Source organism: Kitasatospora sp. NPDC058032, from assembly GCF_042885845.1.
Taxonomy (GTDB): domain Bacteria; phylum Actinomycetota; class Actinomycetes; order Streptomycetales; family Streptomycetaceae; genus Kitasatospora.
In genome coordinates, this window is the sequence record NZ_JBHVRK010000006.1 from 377,741 (window position 1) to 396,377 (window position 18,637).

At 73.5% G+C, this 18,637-nt stretch carries 11 protein-coding genes; 5 read left to right on the top strand and 6 right to left on the bottom strand.

The genetic code is table 11. The annotated features are described in order from the left end of the window. Positions 1–145: 145 nt before the first annotated feature. A complete protein-coding gene (gene dnaE, locus ACFVUH_RS13530) occupies positions 146–3,712 on the bottom strand; it encodes a DNA polymerase III subunit alpha (protein ID WP_387913139.1) in 3,567 nt (1,188 codons plus the stop codon). A gap of 276 nt (positions 3,713–3,988) precedes the next feature. On the opposite strand from dnaE, the gene ACFVUH_RS13535 reads away from it, so the two are divergent. From ACFVUH_RS13535 to ACFVUH_RS13550, 4 genes are all read left to right on the top strand, one after another. Continuing rightward, a complete protein-coding gene (locus tag ACFVUH_RS13535; protein WP_380683367.1) occupies positions 3,989–4,486 on the top strand; it encodes a phosphoribosyltransferase in 498 nt (165 codons plus the stop codon). A 128-nt stretch (positions 4,487–4,614) separates the two neighbouring features. Then, on the top strand, positions 4,615–4,923 hold the full coding sequence (locus tag ACFVUH_RS13540; RefSeq protein WP_355361258.1) for a YkvA family protein: 309 nt from the start codon (positions 4,615–4,617) through the stop codon (positions 4,921–4,923). Between the two features lie 167 nt (positions 4,924–5,090). Beyond that, complete coding sequence (locus ACFVUH_RS13545; RefSeq protein ID WP_387913141.1) at positions 5,091–5,804, top strand: DUF6338 family protein; 714 nt, start codon at positions 5,091–5,093, stop codon at positions 5,802–5,804. Beyond that, a complete protein-coding gene (locus ACFVUH_RS13550) occupies positions 5,773–5,973 on the top strand; it encodes a hypothetical protein (protein WP_355361254.1) in 201 nt (66 codons plus the stop codon). Before ACFVUH_RS13545 ends, ACFVUH_RS13550 begins: the two co-directional genes overlap by 32 nt. 45 nt (positions 5,974–6,018) lie before the next feature. Here ACFVUH_RS13550 and ACFVUH_RS13555 read toward each other — a convergent pair whose 3' ends face one another. Together ACFVUH_RS13555 and ACFVUH_RS13560 are read right to left on the bottom strand one after the other, a co-directional pair. Then, on the bottom strand, positions 6,019–10,890 hold the full coding sequence (locus ACFVUH_RS13555) for a CHAT domain-containing protein (protein WP_387913142.1): 4,872 nt from the start codon (positions 10,888–10,890) through the stop codon (positions 6,019–6,021). Then, a complete protein-coding gene (locus ACFVUH_RS13560; RefSeq protein WP_387913144.1) occupies positions 10,887–14,456 on the bottom strand; it encodes a right-handed parallel beta-helix repeat-containing protein in 3,570 nt (1,189 codons plus the stop codon). The genes ACFVUH_RS13555 and ACFVUH_RS13560 overlap by 4 nt, the downstream gene beginning before the upstream one ends. A 155-nt stretch (positions 14,457–14,611) precedes the next feature. Here ACFVUH_RS13560 and ACFVUH_RS13565 point away from each other — a divergent pair, with 155 nt between their 5' ends. Further along, complete coding sequence (locus ACFVUH_RS13565; RefSeq protein ID WP_387913146.1) at positions 14,612–15,037, top strand: ArsR/SmtB family transcription factor; 426 nt, start codon at positions 14,612–14,614, stop codon at positions 15,035–15,037. Between the two features lie 36 nt (positions 15,038–15,073). On the opposite strand, the gene ACFVUH_RS13570 is transcribed toward ACFVUH_RS13565, so the two are convergent. The 3 genes from ACFVUH_RS13570 to ACFVUH_RS13580 are packed head-to-tail and all read right to left on the bottom strand — an operon-like array spanning position 15,074 to position 18,575. Next, positions 15,074–16,504, bottom strand: a complete 1,431-nt coding sequence (locus ACFVUH_RS13570; protein WP_387913148.1) for a nitrate/sulfonate/bicarbonate ABC transporter ATP-binding protein — start codon at positions 16,502–16,504, stop codon at positions 15,074–15,076. Positions 16,505–16,551: 47 nt separating this feature from the next. Next, a complete protein-coding gene (locus tag ACFVUH_RS13575) occupies positions 16,552–18,312 on the bottom strand; it encodes an ABC transporter permease (protein WP_387913150.1) in 1,761 nt (586 codons plus the stop codon). After that, positions 18,309–18,575, bottom strand: a complete 267-nt coding sequence (locus ACFVUH_RS13580; RefSeq protein ID WP_387913152.1) for a hypothetical protein — start codon at positions 18,573–18,575, stop codon at positions 18,309–18,311. Before ACFVUH_RS13580 ends, ACFVUH_RS13575 begins: the two co-directional genes overlap by 4 nt. Positions 18,576–18,637: the final 62 nt, after the last annotated feature.

An 18,637-nucleotide genomic window follows, 5' to 3' on the forward strand; every position in this document is an offset into this window, starting at 1 on the left:
GGCCCACCCCCCCCCCCCCCCCCTCCTTCCCGGTCGCCGTCCGGGGCGGGCTCCGCGGTGCGCGGGGGCGGCCCCGGCCGCGGGGCCCGCCCCCCCGACCCGGCCGGGCGGCGACAGCGGTGGCGGCCCGGCCGGTGGTCCCGGTTCAGGAACGGACGGCGGTGCCCGTCCAGGCGCGGTTGCCGAGCAGGGTCTTGATGTCCGAGGCGAGTCCGTTCTCGGGGTTCACCAGGAAGCCGAGCTCGTAGAGGGTGTCCTTGTCCCAGCCGGTGGTCAGGAGGCGGATCGGGACGTCGCCGGGGTGGGCGCGGAGGGCGAGCTTGAGCTCGGCCACGATCTCGGGGGTGATCCGGGCGGTCGGCACGGTGATCTGGACCGGTGGCTTGGTGCCCAGTTCGGCGGAGGAGACGTCCAGCGTGGTGATCTCCTGGCCGAAGATGCTCAGCGAGCCGTCGCGCTCGTTGAGCCGGCCGCGGACCGAGATGACGTTGTCCTCCACCATCTGCTCGGCCATGAGGTTGTAGGTGGCGGGGAAGAACAGCACCTCGACCGAGCCGTCCCGGTCGGCGAGGGTGATGATCGCCCAGGCGTTTCCGGCCTTGTTGATCCGGCGGTCCACGGCGGTGATGAGGCCGGAGAGGCGGACCTCGCCCTCGGTCCGGCCCGAGCCGAGGAGGTCGGCGATCGAGGTGTCCCGGTTCTGGGAGAGGATGTGCTCGGCGCCGTCGAGCGGGTGGCTGGAGACGTAGAGGCCGAGCATCTCCCGCTCCAGGGAGAGGAGTTGGCGGCGCGGCCATTCGCGGTCGGTGAGCTCGAAGTCCAGCCCGATGCCGGGTCCGCCGCCGTCGCCGGTGTCCAGGGAGCCGAAGAGGTCGTCCTGGCCGATCGCCTGCTGCTTCTTCAGCCCGGTGACGGCGTCGATCGCGCTCTCGTGCACGGTGCTGAGCGAGAGCCGGGTGTGCCCGAGCGAGTCGAAGGCGCCCGCCTTGACCAGGGAGTCGACGGTGCGCTTGTTGCACACCACCAGCTCCACCTTGTCCAGGAAGTCGGGGAAGGAGGTGTACTTGCCTGACTCCTCCCGGGTGCGCACCAGCGACTCGATGACCGGGACACCGACGTTGCGCACCGCCTTGAGGCCGAAGCGCACGTCACTGCCGACGGCGGTGAAGTCGACCACCGACTCGTTGACGTCGGGGGAGAGGATCCGGATGCCCATCTGGCGGCACTCCGCCAGGTAGACCGCCATCTTGTCCTTGTCGTCGGCGACCGAGGTGAGCAGCGCGGCCATGTACTCGGCGGGGTAGTTCGCCTTGAGGTAGGCGGTCTGGTACGAGACCAGGCCGTACGCGGCGGAGTGCGACTTGTTGAACGCGTAGCCGGCGAACGGGACCAGGACGTCCCACACGGCCTGGATGGCCTCGTCGGAGTAGCCGCGCTCCTTGCAGCCGGCGTGGAAGGGGACGAACTCCTTCTCCAGGACCTCCTTCTTCTTCTTGCCCATCGCCCGGCGCAGCAGGTCGGCCTGGCCGAGCGAGTACCCGGCGAGCACCTGGGCGGCGCGCTGGACCTGCTCCTGGTAGACGATCAGGCCGTAGGTGGGGCCGAGGACGTCGGCGAGCGGGGCCTCCAGCTCGGGGTGGATCGGGATGATCTCCTGCTGGGCGTTCTTGCGCAGCGCGTAGTTGGTGTGCGAGTTCATGCCCATCGGCCCGGGCCGGTACAGCGCGGAGACGGCGGAGATGTCGGCGAACTCGGTCGGCTTCATCAGCTTGAGCAGGGCGCGCATCGGGCCGCCGTCGAGCTGGAACACGCCGAGGGTGTCGCCGCGGGCCAGCAGCTGGTAGGTGGTGGGGTCGTCGATCGGGATCTTCTCGATGTCGACGTCGACGCCCCGGTTGGCCTTCACGATCTTGATGCAGTGGTCGATGATGCCCAGGTTCCGCAGACCCAGGAAGTCCATCTTGATCAGGCCCATGGCTTCGCACGACGGGTAGTCGAAGCCGGTGATGATGGTGCCGTCCTTGTCCCGCTTGTGCAGCGGGATCAGCTCCAGCAGCGGGGTGGAGGAGAGGATGACGGCGGCGGCGTGCACGCCGGTGCCGCGGATCAGGCCCTCGATGCCCCGGCCGGTGTCGATGATCTTCTTGACGTCGGGCTCGTTGTCGTACAGCGCCCGGATCTCGGTGCCCTCGTTGTACCGGGGGTGCTTGTCGTTGAAGAGGTCGGCCAGCGGCACGCCCTTGCCCATGACGTCCGGCGGCATTGCCTTGGTGATCCGGTCGCCCATCGCGAAGGGGTAGCCGAGGATGCGGTTGGCGTCCTTGACCGCGGCCTTCGCCTTGATCGTGCCGAAGGTGTTGACCTGGGCGGTGTAGGCGGAGCCGTACTTCTCGGTGACGTAGCGCACCATCTGGTCGCGCTGGCGGTCGTCGAAGTCGATGTCGACGTCCGGGGGGTTGATGCGCTCGGGGTTGAGGAACCGCTCGAACAGCAGATCGTGCTCCAGCGGGTCGAGCTGGGTGATGCCGGTCAGGTAGGCGACCATCGAGCCGGCCGCCGAGCCACGGCCCGGGCCGACCGGGATGCCGTTGTCCCGGCCGTACTGGCAGATGTCGGCGACCACGAGGAAGTAGGCGTCGAACCCCATCGGGGTGATCACGCCCATCTCCAGCTCGACCCGCTCCAGCACCTCCTGGCTCGGGTTGTCGCCGTAGCGGTGCTTGAGGCCGGCGGCGATCTTCTGCCGCAGGTACGAGGCCTGGGTCTCGCCCTCGGGCACGTCGAACTGCGGCATCCGGTCGACGTAGGTGAAGACCTCCTCGTACGACTCGACCCGCTCGGCGATCGCCAGCGTGTTGTCGCAGGCCTCCGGCAGTTCGCGGAAGAGCTCGCGCATCTCCTCGGCGGTCTTGACGTAGTAGCCGGTGCCCTGGAACTTGAACCGGTTCGGGTCGTCCTTGTTCTTGCCCACGCCGACGCAGAGCAGGCTGTCGTGGGCGTCCGCCTGGTCGGCGGTCACGTAGTGCGAGTCGTTGGTGGCGAGCAGCGGAATGTTGAGCTGCTTGGCCAGGCGCAGCAGGTCCGCGCGGACGTCCTGCTCGATGGACAGACCGTGGTCCATCAGTTCCAGGAAGTAGTTCTCCTTGCCGAAGATCTCCTGGTAGGCGCCGGCCGCCTTGACCGCCTCGTCGTACTGCCCGAGCCGCAGCCGGGTCTGCACCTCACCGGAGGGGCAGCCGGTGGTGGCGATGATGCCGGTCGCGTTGGCGGCGATCAGCTCGCGGTCCATCCGGGGCTTCATGTAGTAGCCCTCCATCGACGCGAGCGAGGAGAGCTTGAAGAGGTTCCGCAGGCCGGTGGGGTTCTGCGCCCACATGGTCATGTGGGTGTAGCGGCCGCCGCCGGAGACGTCCTTGCCGCCCTCGCCGTCGGCGCCGCTCGGGCGCTGGCCGCCGGGGGACCAGAACACCTGCTTCTTCTCGAAGCGGGAGGCCGGGGCGACGTACGCCTCGATGCCGATGATCGGCTTGACACCGGTCTTGGCGGCGGCGTGGAAGAACTCGTAGGCGCCGAACATGTTGCCGTGGTCGCTCATCGCGATGGCGGGCATGCCCTGTCTCTCCGCCTCGGCGAAGAGCTTGCCGTTCTTCGCGGCCCCGTCCAGCATCGAGTACTCGGTGTGGACGTGCAGGTGCGCGAAGCTGTCGGACACGGCGCTGGGCTCCTCGGTGGTTCCGGGACGGGGAAGCGGCCCAGGTTAATCGGTCGGCGCGTACGACACGCCGCGCCGGACCACATCACGGACGGTAGCGCCGTCGGTATCCGCTGATCCGCCACCCGCCAGCAGCAGCTGGAGGACGTCATGCACCGAAGAATCTTCGTCCCCGGACGGTGGGACGACCTCACTTGACGCCATCAGCGCCGAAGAATCTCCTGTCCTCATGGGGTGGCGTTCGTGGTCGGGTCGACGACCGTGGAGAATGTGCAGGTGAGCGATGTACGTGAAGTCCTGGATTATCAGACGTTCGGCCGGGCGGTGCGCGAGCTGGCGCAGTCGGTGGCGGATGACGGGTTCGAGCCCGATCTCATCCTGAGCATCGCCCGTGGTGGTGTGTTCGTGGCCGGCGGGCTGGCCTACGCGCTGGACTGCAAGAACATCCATCTCGTGAACGTCGAGTTCTACACGGGCGTGGGCACCACCCTCGACATGCCCGTGATGCTGGCACCCGTTCCCGAGGCGATCGACTTCACCGACAAGAAGGTCCTGATCGCCGACGACGTCGCCGACACCGGAAAGACGCTGAAGCTGGTGCGCGATTTCTGCCTCGGCCACGTCGCCGAGGTGCGCTCGGCCGTGATCTACGAGAAGTCGCACAGCCTCGTGCAGTGCGAGTACGTGTGGAAGCGGACCGACGACTGGATCAACTTCCCGTGGTCGACGGAGGCGCCGGTGGTCCGGCGCGCGGGCGGGGTTCTCGACGCCTGAGCGGGATCGCCTCCGGAAACCGGCGTCCCGTACCCTGGGCAGGGCCGCGCGGTGGGTCCGCGCGTGCCCGCCCGGGCCGCTCGGCGCGCCGGAGGCGGGAGGTGCGGGCGTGAGCGGGAGGTGTGCCGGTGAACGGCGGCGACGTTCTGTGGTGGGTCCTCGGCGCGCTGGTGGCCGTCTCCCTGGCGGTCGCGGTGGTGCTGGTCGTGAAGCTGGTCCGGGTCCGCAAGCTCCTGGTGGCGACCGGTGTCCCGATGTCGGCCAAGGTCCTGTTCTGGGTGTCCATCGCCTATCTGATCAGCCCCGTCGACCTGCTCCCGGACCCCATTCTGCTGGACGACATCGGGCTGCTCCTGGTGGCTCTGCGCACCCTGCACAAGGCGGTCGGAAAGGCGTCGCGCGGATCGCACGACGCCGACCGGTACGGGCCGGCCTGACCGCTCACCGCGGCTGAGCGGATCCACGGCGCGCCCCCGCGCGCCCGGCCCGGACCGCCGGTGCACTCGGCGAAAAGGGCCCGGGGCGGTGGGGGCTCGGCTAGGGTGGGGAGACGCTCCGGTGCCGTGGGGGACGCGGTCCGCACGGGGCGGGGAGGGGTGGCGGGGTGCTTCCGAACACGGTGCAGCAGTTGGCCATCCTGCTGGCCCTGGTGCTGCCCGGGATCTTCTACCAGGCCGTCGCCGACCGCCTGCGCGGGCCGCGGGCCTCCGAGCAGGAGCCGCAGAACCGGGCCCTGCGGGCGATCGCCATCAGCGGGCTGCTCGACGCCGTCTACGCGGTGGTCGCGGGCCCCTGGCCGGCCCGGCTGCTGAGCGAGGGCGACGGCGGGCCGCTCGCCGGGGTGCTGCGGCATCCGCGGCAGGCCGGGTTCGTCGTACTGCTGCTGGTCGTCGCGGTGCCGTCCGGCCTCGCGTGGGCCGCGGCGGTGGTGGGCCGTAGGCGTGAACGGGCGCGTTACGAGCCGACGCCGACGGCCTGGGACTTCCTGTTCGCCGACCGTGAGCCCTGCTTCGTGCGGATCCGGCTCAAGGGCGGTCTGTGGGTGGGGGGTTGGCTGGGCTCGCGGTCGGCGGTGTCGGCCTTCCCGCAGCAGCAGGACATCTATCTGGAATCGCAGTGGCGCCTCAGCGGCGACGGGACCTTCCTCGGCCGGGTGGCGGGCACCGCGGGCGTCTACATCAAGGGCAGCGAGGTCGAGGTGCTGGAGTTGCTGGCGCCGCCGGGCCCGGAGCGGGCACCGGCGCCGGTATCGGTACCGGTACCGGAGACGCGGAGGGAGCAGGGTGATGGCAGCGGCACGGGACGGGCGCAGCGGTGACGACCAGTCGGTGGAGAGCCTGATCGAGGAGTACCGCGACCGGCGGGTCCTGCGGATCACCGGCGGTGCGGCAGAGCCCGAGCAGGGCCCCGAGGGCGCCTCGGGCACGGCGCAGAGCGAGACCGAGCCGTCGGCGGCGCCCGAGGCCGGCGGTCCGGAGGCGTCCTGACGGGGACGTCCTGAGCGGGGCGTCCCGACGGCGCGCCCGCCGGTCTCAGGGGCCGACGTGCACGTGCGCCGCCCACAGGTGCGGTGCGGGCAGCAGGCGTTCACGCAGCGCCCGGACGGGGTGGTGCAGGGCGAGCGCCGGGTCGAACGGCCCCTCGTCGGAGGCGTCCCCGCGCAGTGCGGCGTAGAACTCCCCGGTGAGCTGACGCGCGATCTTGTCGGAGACGGTCCACAGCGTGCCGATGACGTGGGTGAAGCCGGCCAGCTGGAACGACGGCGCCAGGTGCACCGCCTCGTCCGGCAGGCCGAGCCCGCCCTGGGAGGTCGAGCAGGCCGACAGGAAGGCGAGTTCGGCGTCGACCGGGCGCCGTACCGAGATGTCGAGAGCGCTGAGCCTGCCGTCGTGGAGGATCAGGCCGCTGTTCGACGGACTCTCCGGGTCGCTGACGCCGTGGCAGGTGAAGTGCACCCAGGGGTGGCGGTACAGCTCCCGGCGCACCGCTTCCACGGAGGCGTGCTCGCCGTCCAGCCGCAGGCCGCCGGGGAAGAGCTCGGCCACCAGGGCGGCCTCCGGTCCGGCGCCGGGCAGCGGCGGGCCGCCCGGCGTCTGCGCGAGCGAGACCACCAGCGGGGCGGGGCGGCGTCGGGGCGGGCCGGCGGCCCGGCGGCGGGCACGCAGCAGGGACCGCAGGGTCGGGGTGTAGGAGGACACGACCCGGTCCATGACCCAGGTCCCGGGGATCCGCGGGCCCTTGCCGGCGGCGTGCAGCGGCAGGAACGCCAGCCGGCCGGTCGGGCACCACCACAGCCGCGGCCACTCCTCCTCGCCGAGCGGGGTGCCGCGCAGCCCGAGCCGCTCCAGGACGGGGCCGGCCAGGCTGTCCCACAGCCACGCCAGGACGGAGCGGTGCAGGTTCATCAGCTCCTTGGCCCGCGCCACGCCCTCGTCCCCGTAGGCGACGTCGATCCACCGCTCGGTGAACGCCTGTGCGGCGACGGCCACTTCGCTCGGGGTGAGGTCCGGCAGCGGTACGACGTCGATGCGCGTGCCGCCGCCGGCCGGTGCGGCCAGGACGAGGGCGTGCGAGCCGTAGTCGCTGACGTTGACCACCACCACGGGGCCCCGCTCCGCCACCGAGAGCAGCTCCCGGGTGGTCGGCGGACGCAGGAAGTCGTCGAGGTCGGGCAGCGCGCGGATCTCCTCCAGCAGCTGGTCCCAGCGGCGGGACAGGGTGTGCCGCTCCTCGGCGTCGCGCAGGCCGGCCGCGCTCCCGGCCGCGCCGGCGGCCCCCTGGACGAAGAAGGCGTCGGGCGCCTCGGTGCCCGTGAGCTGCAGCGCGACCGGGTGGTCCTGGCTGAGCCGGTCCCGGATCCGCTCGAACTCCTCGGCGCGGGCCGGGTCGAGCGCGCGCAGCCGGGACAGGTCGCCCTGGTTCTCCAGGCCCTGGGCGAGCAGCACCCCCCTGCCCTGTTCGAGCAGGGCGAGTGCCCGTTCGGGATCGCCGGCCCGGATCGCGAGCGCCGCGGCCGAACTGGCCAGCCCCCGGCCGGAGCTCAGCCGCTCCTCCTGGTCGAGCCTGTCCAGGTGACGCGGGGCCACCCGCGACAGCAGGCCGACCGCGTGGGCGAAGCCCTCCAGGGCCTCCGCGTCCCGGCCGGTGCGCGCGGCGATGCCGCCCCACAGGCGCGCCGATTGGAGGCGGGTGTGCGGCGGAAGGGACGTGTCCTCGGCGTTGCTGCGGAGCAGCCGGACCGCTTCGGCCAGGTCGACCCTCTCCCCGAGTTCGGCGCGCCGCAGTTGGGCCGTCGCCAGCACCCGGCGGGCCAGCACCTGGAACTGGTCGGCGTCCTGCGAATCGGCGAGGGCCTCGCGAGCGGCTGCGGCGGCCCGGCGCAGCGCCGTTCGCGCCGCGTGCTCGGGGAGCAGTTCCGCGGTGCCGAGACCCGCGTAGGCCAGTCGCGCCAGCGCGAGGGTCCGCAGCGGGTGGGGGGAGCCGAGTTCCCCGATCAGCTCCTCGAGCCGGCGGCAGGCCTCGACCGAGGCCTCGGTGTCCGAGGCCATGCGGGCCTGCTGGAACCGCATCATGGCCAGGTTGAGCGCGGCGCGTTCCCGGGCCATGGACATCCCGTGGCGGTGGTCCGCGGCCTCGCTCAGCAGCGCGATCGCCCGGTCGTGCAGCGCGGTGTCGCCGGTGGTCGTGAACAGGGTGAACAGTGCCATGCCGAGGTTGTTCAGCACCAGCGGACGCTGGGCCGAGGTCGGGCCGGTGTGCTCCAGGGCGGTGCGGAACACGGCGGCGGCCTGGGCCTCCCAGCTGCGGTCGCCCGTCCTGTTCGCCCGGTCGAGGAGGGCGGCGCCGAGATTGGTGAGGACCAGGCCCCGGTCCCCGTAACCCGGTGGCGCGGTGGCGACGGCGGTCTTCAGGGTGTCCAGCGCGGCGTCCATCTGCTCCTCCGAGCCGGACTCCGCGGCCAGGGTCCATTCGAGGTAGCCCAGACCGGCCAGGACGGAGGCACGTTCCGGGTGGTGCCCGGGCAGCTGCTCCAGCGCGGCGCGGCAGGTGTCCATCGCCTCGGTGCGCAGCTGTCCGTCCGGCCGGAAGCCGTACAGGCTTCCGAGGCAGATGGAGAGCCCGAAGAGGGCGTACGGCTGGGGTTCGGGCGCCATCAGGGCGATGGCCTCGCGGTAGTGGCCGACGGCGTGCTCCAGGTGGGCCGGCTCCCCGTTGAGCTGGAAGCGCATGCGCAGGCTGGTGCCGAGGCCGATCAGGCAGGCGACCCGGCTCTCCCGGCCTCCGCCGGGCCCGGCCAGGGCCTCGGAGAGCAGGACCTGGGACCGGTCGAGTGCGGCGGTGTCCGAGCGCAGCCAGGCGAGCGAGTTGAGCGCGTCGGTGAGCCGGCAGACCATCGGAAGCCGTCCGGGGTGGTCCGCCGGGGCGATGGCCAGGGCCCGGTCGAGCTGGTCCATCGCCCGGTCGAGCAGGTCCTCCTCGATGCCGAGGTCGGCGAGGCCCAGCAGCGCGGAGCCGAGCTGGTACCGGTGGTCCGCGCGGTCTGCGGCGGGGCGGTCCCCGTCGGCCGCCGTGACCTCGCTCAGCAGCGCGACACCCTCCCGGTAGGCGGCCGGGTCGCCGGTGTCCTCCCCGCGCTGGACCCAGTGGATGCCGAGCCGGCCCGCGAGGTCGAGGCGCTGCGGGTCGTCGGCGGGAAGCAGCGCGAGCGCGCGGTCCATGGAGGCGACGCTCTGCTGCCAGGCCGCCGCGTCCTCCCGGCCGGCCCGGACGGCGAGTGCCCAGCCCATGGCGAAGCGCACCTCCGCCTCGAAGGCGGGCCCGGGGGACGGCAGGCCGAGGCAGGCCCGGTAGTGCTCCACCGCCTCGGCCGCGCGCTCGGTCCGTCCGTCCCGCGCCGCGGACTCGACGAGGGCGTCGGCCAGCCGGCGTTGCACCTGCGCGCGGTCGGCGGTGGCCTGCGGCTGCTCCCGCAGGAGCCGGCGCAGCAGTGCGAGCGGCTCGGCCGACGGGTCGTCGGCGCCCTCGGCGTCGGCGCGCAGGCCCAGCAGGTCGGCGAGCGCGAGGGCCCGGTCCAGGCGGCGCGGCGGCAGGTCCGCCGGGGTGGCGTCGAAGGCCTCGGCGGCATGGGTGACGGCCGCCGACAGGTCCTCCGGGCGCCGCGCCTCCAGGTAGCGCCTGACCAGGGTGCCGGAGAGCAGCATCCGGGTGTCGGCGAACCGCGGTGTCCCGGCCGGGGCGAGGCCGGCCGCCTCCAGGGCCGTGGCGACCGCCAGGGTGGTGGTCCCGGCGTCGTCGTCCCCGGCCGGGAACCTCAGCAGGACGAGGGCCAGGTTGCAGAGGTACTGGAGCCGTACGGCCGGGCCGGTCGAGGCCTCGACGGCCTGCCGGCCCAGGGCGATGCCTTCGGCCCGCAGGGCGGGCCGGTCCTCCAGCGCGCCCCGGGCGATCAGTGCCATGCCCAGGAAGGAGAGCCGGTCCGTCTGCCCTGCGGCACCGGTGGACGCCGCGGGGGCGTCGTCCGGTGCGCCGTGGTCCGGCGCGCGGACCGGCGCGCGCAGCAGCGTGGCCGCCTCCGGCAGGCCGGCGTGGTCGCCGGCCAGCACGGCGGCACGGGTCAGGGACATCCCGAGCTCGACGCGGTACGCCGCCAGGCCGGGGTCGTCCGGCGGGCACAGGGCCAGTCCGGTGCGCCCCTCGGACACGGCTTCGCGGACCGCCTCGTCGATCGCCGTGACGTCGGACCAGAACCGCAGCGCCGTGCCGAGGTTGGCGTGCCGGCGGGCCTGTTCGCCGGGCGTGGCCGGCGCCGCCGCGATCGCGGCGCGGCCGGCCTCCACGGCCTCGGCGACCGACGAGGCGTCGAACCGGTCGATGTAGTCGTTCAGCAGGGCCACGCCGAGCGTCGACAGCACCGAGCCCAGCAGCGGGCCGTCCGGTGGGCACCCGGCCGCCGTGTGGCGCAGCAGCCTCACCGCCACCGCGGGCGCGCCGGGGTACCGCCAGCGCTCGAACGCCAGCACGACGGCCATCCCCGCGGCGTGCGTCTGCTCGACGCCCACCCCGTCGCCGGCCGCGTCCTCCCCGGCGGCCACGGCCAGCACGGGGGCGAACGCGGGCGGCATCAGGTCCGGCCATTGGCGCCGGACCGGGAGCAGGTGCAGCAGAGCCTCGCCCAGCAGTGCCGGGTCGCGCGGATCGGCGGTCAGGAAGGCGAACAGATCGCTGTAGCCGAGCGTGTAGGCGTGGACGAGCGGGAGGTCCGCGGCGGACGGCGGTCCGGCGGCCCGGAGCACGGCCGCCGCCGCGGACGCCTCGGCCGTGGCGAACCACGCCGCCGCCGCGGGGTCCGCCATCGCCTGGTCGAGGCGGGCGGCGAGCAGGTCGTTGGCCTCGTCCGGGGTCACAGCCAGCCGCCCTCGGCGGGGATGTCCTCCGCCAGCAGCACCACCAGGTCCTCCCGGCTCGGCGTCCCCGCCCCGGCCAGCCGGGTGGCCTGCCGTTCGACCATCTCCTCCAGCAGCGTCCGCGCGTCACGGGCGTTGGCCGGGTCGCCCCGCAGCTCCCGGCGGGTGAAGCGCTCGGTGAGGCGCTCCGCGACGCCCGGAGCGAGGCGGTAGGTGTGGCGCTCCGCCTCGTGGAGCATGATCTCGGTGAGCTCGGCGGGGCCGTACGGGGTGAACTCCAGGATGCGGGAGAAGCGGGAGCGCAGACCGGGGTTGGAGTCCAGGAAGGCCCGCATCTCCTCGGTGTAGCCCGCCGCGATGACCACGACGTCGTCCCGGTGGTCCTCCATCAGTTTGGTGAGGACGTCGATCGCCTCCTGGCCGAAGTCGGTGCCCGAACCGAACCGCCGCGCCAGGCTGTACGCCTCGTCGATGAACAGCACACCGCCGTCCGCCCGCTCGAACGCCTGGTGGGTCTTCTGCGCGGTGTGTCCGAGGTACTGGCCGACGAGGTCGCCGCGCGCGACCTCCACCAGGTGGCCCTTCTTCAAGGCCCCGAGCGCGGCCAGGATCTGGCCGTACAACCGGGCCACGGTGGTCTTCCCGGTCCCCGGCGGGCCGGAGAAGACCAGGTGGTGGGCCCGGGGCGGCGGGGGGAGGTCGGCATCGGAGCGCCAGCGGGCCAGCCGGAGCAGGTCGACCTGGACGGCGACCTGGCGCTTGGCCTCCGCCAGCCCGATCATGCGCTGGAGTTCGGCGATCGGGCCGGCCTCCGGCTGCAGGATGTCCTCCGCCGTGGCCCCGGTGCGGACGTTCTCCAGCAGCACCCGGTTGTTGACCGCCACCGCCTCGCCCGCGCAGCCGGTGACCTCGCCGTCCGTCACGCTGCCGAACACGTCGTCGTCCAGGCGCAGGCCGTCGCCGCCGGCGCCGTACACCCGCACCCCGGTGAGGATCACCCGGCTGGCGTTGCGCGCCCAGATGCCGTTGCGCCGGCTGCCGGAGACCTCCAGCCGGTCGATCTCCACGCTGGTGTTGGAGATGGCCAGCAGTCCGGTCTCACCCGGCTTCGACACCGTGCAGTCCCGGGCCGTCAGCCGGCTGTCGTCACGGCAGTTCAGGCCGTACAGGCCGGCCCGCTCCACCGTGACGTGCTCGGCGGTGGCGCGCACGGCGTTCTGCAGCAGCAGCCCGGAGGACGTGGCGTCGGCGATGACGGCGCCGACCAGCCGGATCGTCACACCGGTGCCGTGTCCGCGCACGCCGTACTGGCAGCGCTCCAGGCGCAGTTCGGCGAGGTCCACCACCGAGCCCTCCTGGACCTCGACCGCGCTCTCGGAGTGGTCGTGGACCCGGAGCCGGGTGAAGTCGCCGCGCGCCTTGTGCACGGTGACCCCGGTGCCGCCGAAGGCCACCGCGCAGTCGTCGACGACCGGGGAGCCGCCGGACACCACCCGGATGCCGTGCTGGCCGGCGTTCTCGATCCGGCACGTCTCCAGCCGCCCCCGCCCCTGGTCCTCGACCAGCACCCCGTCGGCCCGGCAGTGGGCGAACAGGCAGTCCCGGACCCTGGGGTCGGCGCCCCGCGCGACGTACAGGCCGGTCGTGGCGCCGTTGACCGTGGTGTCCTGGACGGTGCCGTGCGCCTGGCGGTCGTAGGCGATGCCGGACGCGTGGACCTCGTCGATCCGGGAGCCCAGGACCTGCACCGCGGAGTGGTCGCCGGCGGCGATGGCGGTGTCGCCGGTGCCGCGGAACTCGCAGCCGCGGATCTCCGCCGTGGAACCGGTCACGTCGATGCCGCGGCCCCGGCTGTCCGTCACCGCGCAGTCGGCGATCTCGGCCTTGGCGCGGTCCTTCAGCACCAGCGCGTGGTCCCGGGCCGAGAGGAACCGGGTACGCTCCAGCGTGCCGGTGGCGCCGACGAGTTCGGTCCGGCCCGCGATGATCTCGCAGTCCCGCAGGATCAGTTCGGAGCCCTGGGAGGCGAGCAGCGCGTACTCGCCCGGCCCGTCGATCCGGCAGCCGCGCAGTTCCAGCCGGCCGGTGGTGGCGACGGCCGTCGCGCCGCGGCCCTGCACGGTCAGGGAGTCCAGCGTGACGTGTCCCTCGCACTGGAGGGCGGACTGCTCGGGCGTCTCGATCACCACCGGCTCCTGGCCCGGCGCCCCGACCAGTTCGACGGTGCCGGACAGCACCAGCGGCCCCGCCTCCCGGTACCGGCCCGGCTCGATCAGCAGGCGCAGCGGCCGGTCCCTCGGCGCGGCACGCAGCGCCGAGGCCAGCGTCCGGTGGGTCGTCCCGCGCCCCGGACCGACGCGGACCGTGACGGCTTCGCCGGTGACGGGCCCGCCGTGCCCGGTGCGGTCGGCCAGGAGGTTCGCCCCGTACGAGGCCAGCGCGTCCGCCAACTGCGCGGGGAAGACGGTGAGTCCGTGCAGGTGGCCGAGCGCGGGGGAGTGCACCGGCAGCAGGTGGACGGACAGCCCGTCGGCGGGCAGCGGCCAGTGCGGCAGCGGCGCCGGGCGGTCCGCCCCCGTGTTGAACCGGGCGCGCACCGACGTCACCCGGAACCGCTGACCGGCCAGGGAGACGTCCTGCTGCGCGGTCTCCAGGGCGGCGATCCCGGGCCACGGCAGGGCCCGCTCCCGGCCGCCGACGCGCACCACGACGGCCCGGCTCTCCACCCGCAGCTCGCAGGGCCGGGACAGGCCCAGGACCAGCCGCCGCACACCCACCGACCCGAGCAGGACCAGGGCGACGGCCGCCAGGACCGGCTGCCCCAGGACGGGCGTGTCGAGGGAGCGCAGGACGAGGAGCGAAGCCGCCACGGCCACCAGCAGCAGGATCCCCTGCAGCCGCAGCAGTATGCGGGCGGGCCGGGACAGCAGCGCGCCGGCCGCGAACACCGCGGCCCCGCCGGGACCGTCCGGCAGCCGGGTCGTTCCGCCCCAGCGGTCGGACGCCCACGGTGTGAACACCTCGTCGAGGCGTTGCAGGGGAACCGCCAGCGGGGCCAGGTCGACGAGGATGCCCTGCCACGACGCCGACCAGCGCGGCGAACCGCGCCCCGGCAGCGCCGTCGGGCTGCCCTCCGAGGTGCGCACCAGCAGGGAGCCCCGGTAGAACGGGGCCTCGTAGACGGCCGCGGATCCCCGGACCGGCAGCACGCACAGACCGGCGATCGCGTCCCACGGCAGCCTGACCTTCCGCAGGCCGCCGCGGAGTTCGAGGTAGCCGGGATCGACCACCACCGTCGGGGGCGCCACCGCCAGGGTCGCCTGCCGGATCAGGACCACCGTCCACACCGCGGTCGCCACGACGTCGACCACCGTCGGCAGCGGCCGCCCCGGTTCCCCGCCGAGCAACTCCAGCGCGCACGCGAGCAGCGCGGTGGCGGCGAACACCGCGGTCGCCGCCCGCCGGCGGCGGTACTTCCCCGACGGCCGCAGCCGAACCCGCTCACTCTCCCGGCCATCCGCCCGCACCATCGCGCCCCCCAGGAACCGCCGGCTGTGTGCTCCCATCAAATCAGCCAACTCGTGCCACCGGCTGACGATTTGGCCATTCCGCCCGGCCGTCCGGGTGTGCCGGCCGCAGGCGACGACGGCGCACGGCGGGGTGCGGCGGCCGGGGGACGGCGGCCCGGGTGCGGCGGTTGTGCGCCCGGTACGATCCTTGCATGGATGCGCAAGGAGAGGCCTGGGATACGGAGGCGGCGGAGCGGGCGGTGGCGGTGCTGAAGGCGCTGGCCGACCCGTCGCGCTACCGGCTGCTGTGGGCGCTGAGCCGGCGGGAGCTGCCGGTGAGCGAGTTGGCGCAGCTCCTGGGCGCGCATGTGGCGGCCACCTCGCAGCACCTGTCGAGGCTGCGGGCGGCCGGGCTGGTGGTGTCGCGACGGGAGGGGACGCGGATCTTCTACCGGGCGGCGGACGTGCGGGGGCTGCTGACGGAAGCGGCGCTGGTCGCCACCGGGATGCCGGAGCGCGGGGACGGAGGGTACGGCGGCGCCGGTGGGGAGGCCGCGGTCGCCTCGGTGGCGGAGACGCGGCCTGCCCGGGCCGCCCTGGTGGGGCGGCGGCGCCCGGCCACCGGCCGGGTGGGCTGAGCGGGGCCGGACGAACCGTCCGGCCGGGTGTGCGCGTCAGCGGGGGAGTTCGGCGCCTTCGTCGAGCCGGTACTCCTGCGGCGCCGCGTCGTAGCCGAACAGCTCGGCGTAGCGGCCCCAGTCGGTGGCGGTCTCCAGCTGCCGGTCGACCTGTTCGCTGGTGTAGTGGTGGGCGAGCAGGTCGCGGAAGAACCCCGCGCGGACGACGGTACCGGGGTTGCCGCGCAGGCTGTTGGCGATCAGCTTGACCAGCGGGACGTCGAGGGCGGCCGCGGCGAAGACGGTCTTGGACTCCTGGACGTCGGCGTCGGCGAAGGCGGCGCCGGTGTCGGTGAGGACGAGGTCGTTGCCGCTGATCTCGGCGAAGCCGAGCAGGTCGAGGGCGTCGACCTGGGGGAGCATGTCGTCGATGTCCAGCGCGAGTTCGTCGGCGAGGCCGGCGAGGTCGCAGCGTCCGCCGCGGTGCGCGATCATCCCGGCGAGGCCGGAGAGGCCGTCGACCGTGGCGCCGGGCAGCGGGGTGTTGGCGACGGTGCGCCGGTCGGGCTGCACGGCGTCGGCGCGGCCGGGCAGGCGGGTCTCCTTGGGGCGGCCGGTCATGATGCGGTAGACGCGGTCGACCAGTTCGTCGAAGGCGGCGGAGTCGCGGTCGCGGGGCCGGTCCAGGGTGATCTCGACGGTCTCCCGGATGGTGCCGTACGGGCGGGCGCCGAGGACGACGATCCGGTCGGCCATCAGCACCGCCTCCTCGATGTTGTGGGTGACCAGGACGACGGCGCGGGTGGGGAACTGGCCGGACTCCCACAGCTCCATCAGCTCGCCGCGCAGGTTCTCGGCGGTGAGGACGTCCAGCGCCGAGAACGGCTCGTCCATCATCAGCACGTCCGGCTCGACGACCAGCGCCCGGGCGAAGCCGACCCGCTGGCGCATCCCGCCGGAGAGCTCCTTGGGGTAGGCGGACTCGAAGCCGTCCAGGCCGATCAGGTCGATGGCCCGCACCGCCGCCCCGGCGCGCTCCTTCGGCGCCACCCCGCGCGCCTCCAGGCCGAGTTCGACGTTCTGCTGGACGGTGAGCCAGGGCAGCAGGGCGAAGGTCTGGAAGACCATGGCGGTGCCCGGGTTGGCGCCGGTGAGCGGGGTGCCGCGGTAGCGGACGGTGCCGGAGCTGGGCGGAATGAGGCCGGCCAGGCAGCGCAGCAGGGTGGACTTGCCGGAGCCGGACTTGCCGAGCAGCGCGACGATCTCGCCGGCCCGCACCTTCAGGTCGATGCCCGACAGGACGGGCAGTTCACCGTCCGCGCCGGCGTAGGCCTTGGTCAGGCCGGCGGTCTCCAGCAGCACCTCGCCGTCCGCCGGGCGGGCGGCGGGTGCGGACGGTGCGGCGGGTGCGGCGGCGGGGACGGTGGTCAGGGGAGCGCGGGTGGCGGTGCGGGGGGCGAGCAGGTCGCGCAGGCTCTTGAAGCTCATGGCGGATCTCCGTGCGTCGTGGTGCGGGTGGGGCGGCGCGTGCGTGGTCAGAGGGAGTAGCGGGTCTCGGCGAGCCGGTGCAGGCGGCGCCAGACCAGCCGGTTGAGGAGGACGACGTACAGGCTCATCACCGCGACCCCGGCGAGCAGGTGCGGCCGGTCGCCGCGTTCGGTGGCCCGGGCGATGTAGGCGCCGAGGCCGGTCGCGGTGAGGGTGGTGCTGCCGAAGGTGACCACCTCGGCGACGATGGAGGCGTTCCAGGCGCCGCCGGAGGCGGTGAGGCCGCCGGTGACGTAGGCGGGGAAGATCCCGGGCACGATCAGGCGGCGCCAGCGCTGCCGGCCGCGCACGCCGAGGTCGTCCATGGCCTCGCGCAGGTCGGTGGGGATGGCCATGGCGCCGGCGATGGTGTTGAACAGGATGTACCACTGGGCGCCGAGGGCCATCAGCACGATGCCGCCGACGTCGATCGACAGGCCGGTCCTGAGGAGGAACCAGACGACCAGGGGGAACAGGAAGTTGGCGGGGAAGCTGGCCAGCACCTGGACGACGGGCTGGGCGATGCGGGTGAGCCTCGGCGAGAAGCCGATCTTCACGCCGATCGGCACCCAGACCAGGGAGGCCACCGCCACCAGGACGACGACGCGGGCCAGGGTGGCCAGCCCGAGCAGCAGCGGCTCGCCGAACACGCCGAGGCCGGTGCGGTCGTCCAGGTAGCGGCCCAGGTCGATCAGGCCCCAGAGGATCAGGCCCCCGGCGACGACGGCGAAGGCGAGGTCGCCGGCACGCCGGCGGCCGGTGCCGACGGCGAGCGGGCGGTCGTCGGTGCCCAGCAGCCGTCCGGCGCGGGACAGTGCCAGGGCGGCCGGGCGGAACAGGCGGCCGAGCAGCTCGGGCCAGTGGGAGCGGCGCAGGAAGTCCAGGACGACGGAGCGCTGGACCTCGGTGGCCTCGGACTGCTCGTTCTTGAACTTCTCCGCCCAGGCGGTGAGCGGGCGCCAGAACAGGAAGTTCACGCCGATCACCATGACGGCCATGGTGACGATCGCCCAGCCGACCTTGCCGAGGTCGCCGGCGGCGATGGCGGCGCCCGCGTAGGAGCCGACGCCGGGCAGGGCGTACGTCTGGTTGTTGACGCTGATCGCCTCGGAGGCGACGAGGAAGAACCAGCCGCCGCCGAAGCTCATCATGCCGTTCCAGACCAGGCCGATCATGCCGGAGGGCACCTCGACCTTCCAGAAGCGCATCCACCTGGTGAAGCGGAAGGAGCGGGACAGCTCGTCGAGTTCGCGCGGCAGCGAGGTGAGGGCGGCGTAGAAGCCGAAGGTCATGTTCCACGCCTGGGAGGTGAAGATCGCGAAGACCGCCGCGCATTCGAGGCCGAGCACGGAGCCGGGGAACAGCGCGAGGAAGCCGGTGACCGCCACGGTGAGGAAGGCCAGTACGGGGACGGACTGGAGGATGTCCAGTGCCGGGATGAGGATGCGCTCCAGACGGCGGCTCTTGGCGGCGGCGTAGGCGTAGCCGAAGGTGAAGACGACCGAGGCGGCGAGGGCGGCGAACATCCGCAGCAGCGAGCGCGCGGCGTCGTAGGGGAGCCGGGCGGGGGTGGTGTCGACATCGGCGCCGCGGCCGGTGGAGAAGCGGACCGTGGTGCCCTGTCCGACCCGCAGCGCGAGGTAGAGCAGGACCAGGACGGCGGCGGCGACGACCACGTCCACCCAGGTCATCCGGGACAGCCGGCCGGCCACGCGGGACGGCAGCGAGGTCCGGGCCGGGGCCGCGGGGAACGGCTTGGGGAACGTCATGCCGAGAACCTCCGTGCGCTGAACTGCCGGTTGTCGCCCGCGGGAGCGGCGGGACTGGTCCGCGTGGTGCGGCTGCCGGTGCGGGCCAGGAGGAGGGCGAGGACGAGGCCGGTGACGGAGGAACCGAACAGGACGCCGCCGATCACGGATCGCAGGCCGGTGGGAGCGGTGCCCAGGGCGACGGCCTCGAGGGCCAGGACTGCCAGGACTCCGGTGATGGCGATGCCTCTGCCCGTCCGGCGGGGGCGTGCGACTACGGTCATGGGGACGGCCTCCTTCTGACGTCTGATCTGCTGTGGTTCGGGTGGTGCCGGTGGTGCGGTGC

Bases quoted from the DNA above. Each gene is read 5' to 3' on its own strand.
- ACFVUH_RS13550 (WP_355361254.1), top strand. From the start codon at position 5,773: ATGGCAGCGGCACGGGACGGGCGCAGCGGTGACGACCAGTCGGTGGAG.
- ACFVUH_RS13560 (WP_387913144.1), bottom strand. From the start codon at position 14,456: ATGGGAGCACACAGCCGGCGGTTCCTGGGGGGCGCGATGGTGCGGGCG.
- ACFVUH_RS13565 (WP_387913146.1), top strand. From the start codon at position 14,612: ATGGATGCGCAAGGAGAGGCCTGGGATACGGAGGCGGCGGAGCGGGCG.
- ACFVUH_RS13570 (WP_387913148.1), bottom strand. From the start codon at position 16,504: ATGAGCTTCAAGAGCCTGCGCGACCTGCTCGCCCCCCGCACCGCCACC.
- ACFVUH_RS13575 (WP_387913150.1), bottom strand. From the start codon at position 18,312: ATGACGTTCCCCAAGCCGTTCCCCGCGGCCCCGGCCCGGACCTCGCTG.
- ACFVUH_RS13580 (WP_387913152.1), bottom strand. From the start codon at position 18,575: ATGACCGTAGTCGCACGCCCCCGCCGGACGGGCAGAGGCATCGCCATC.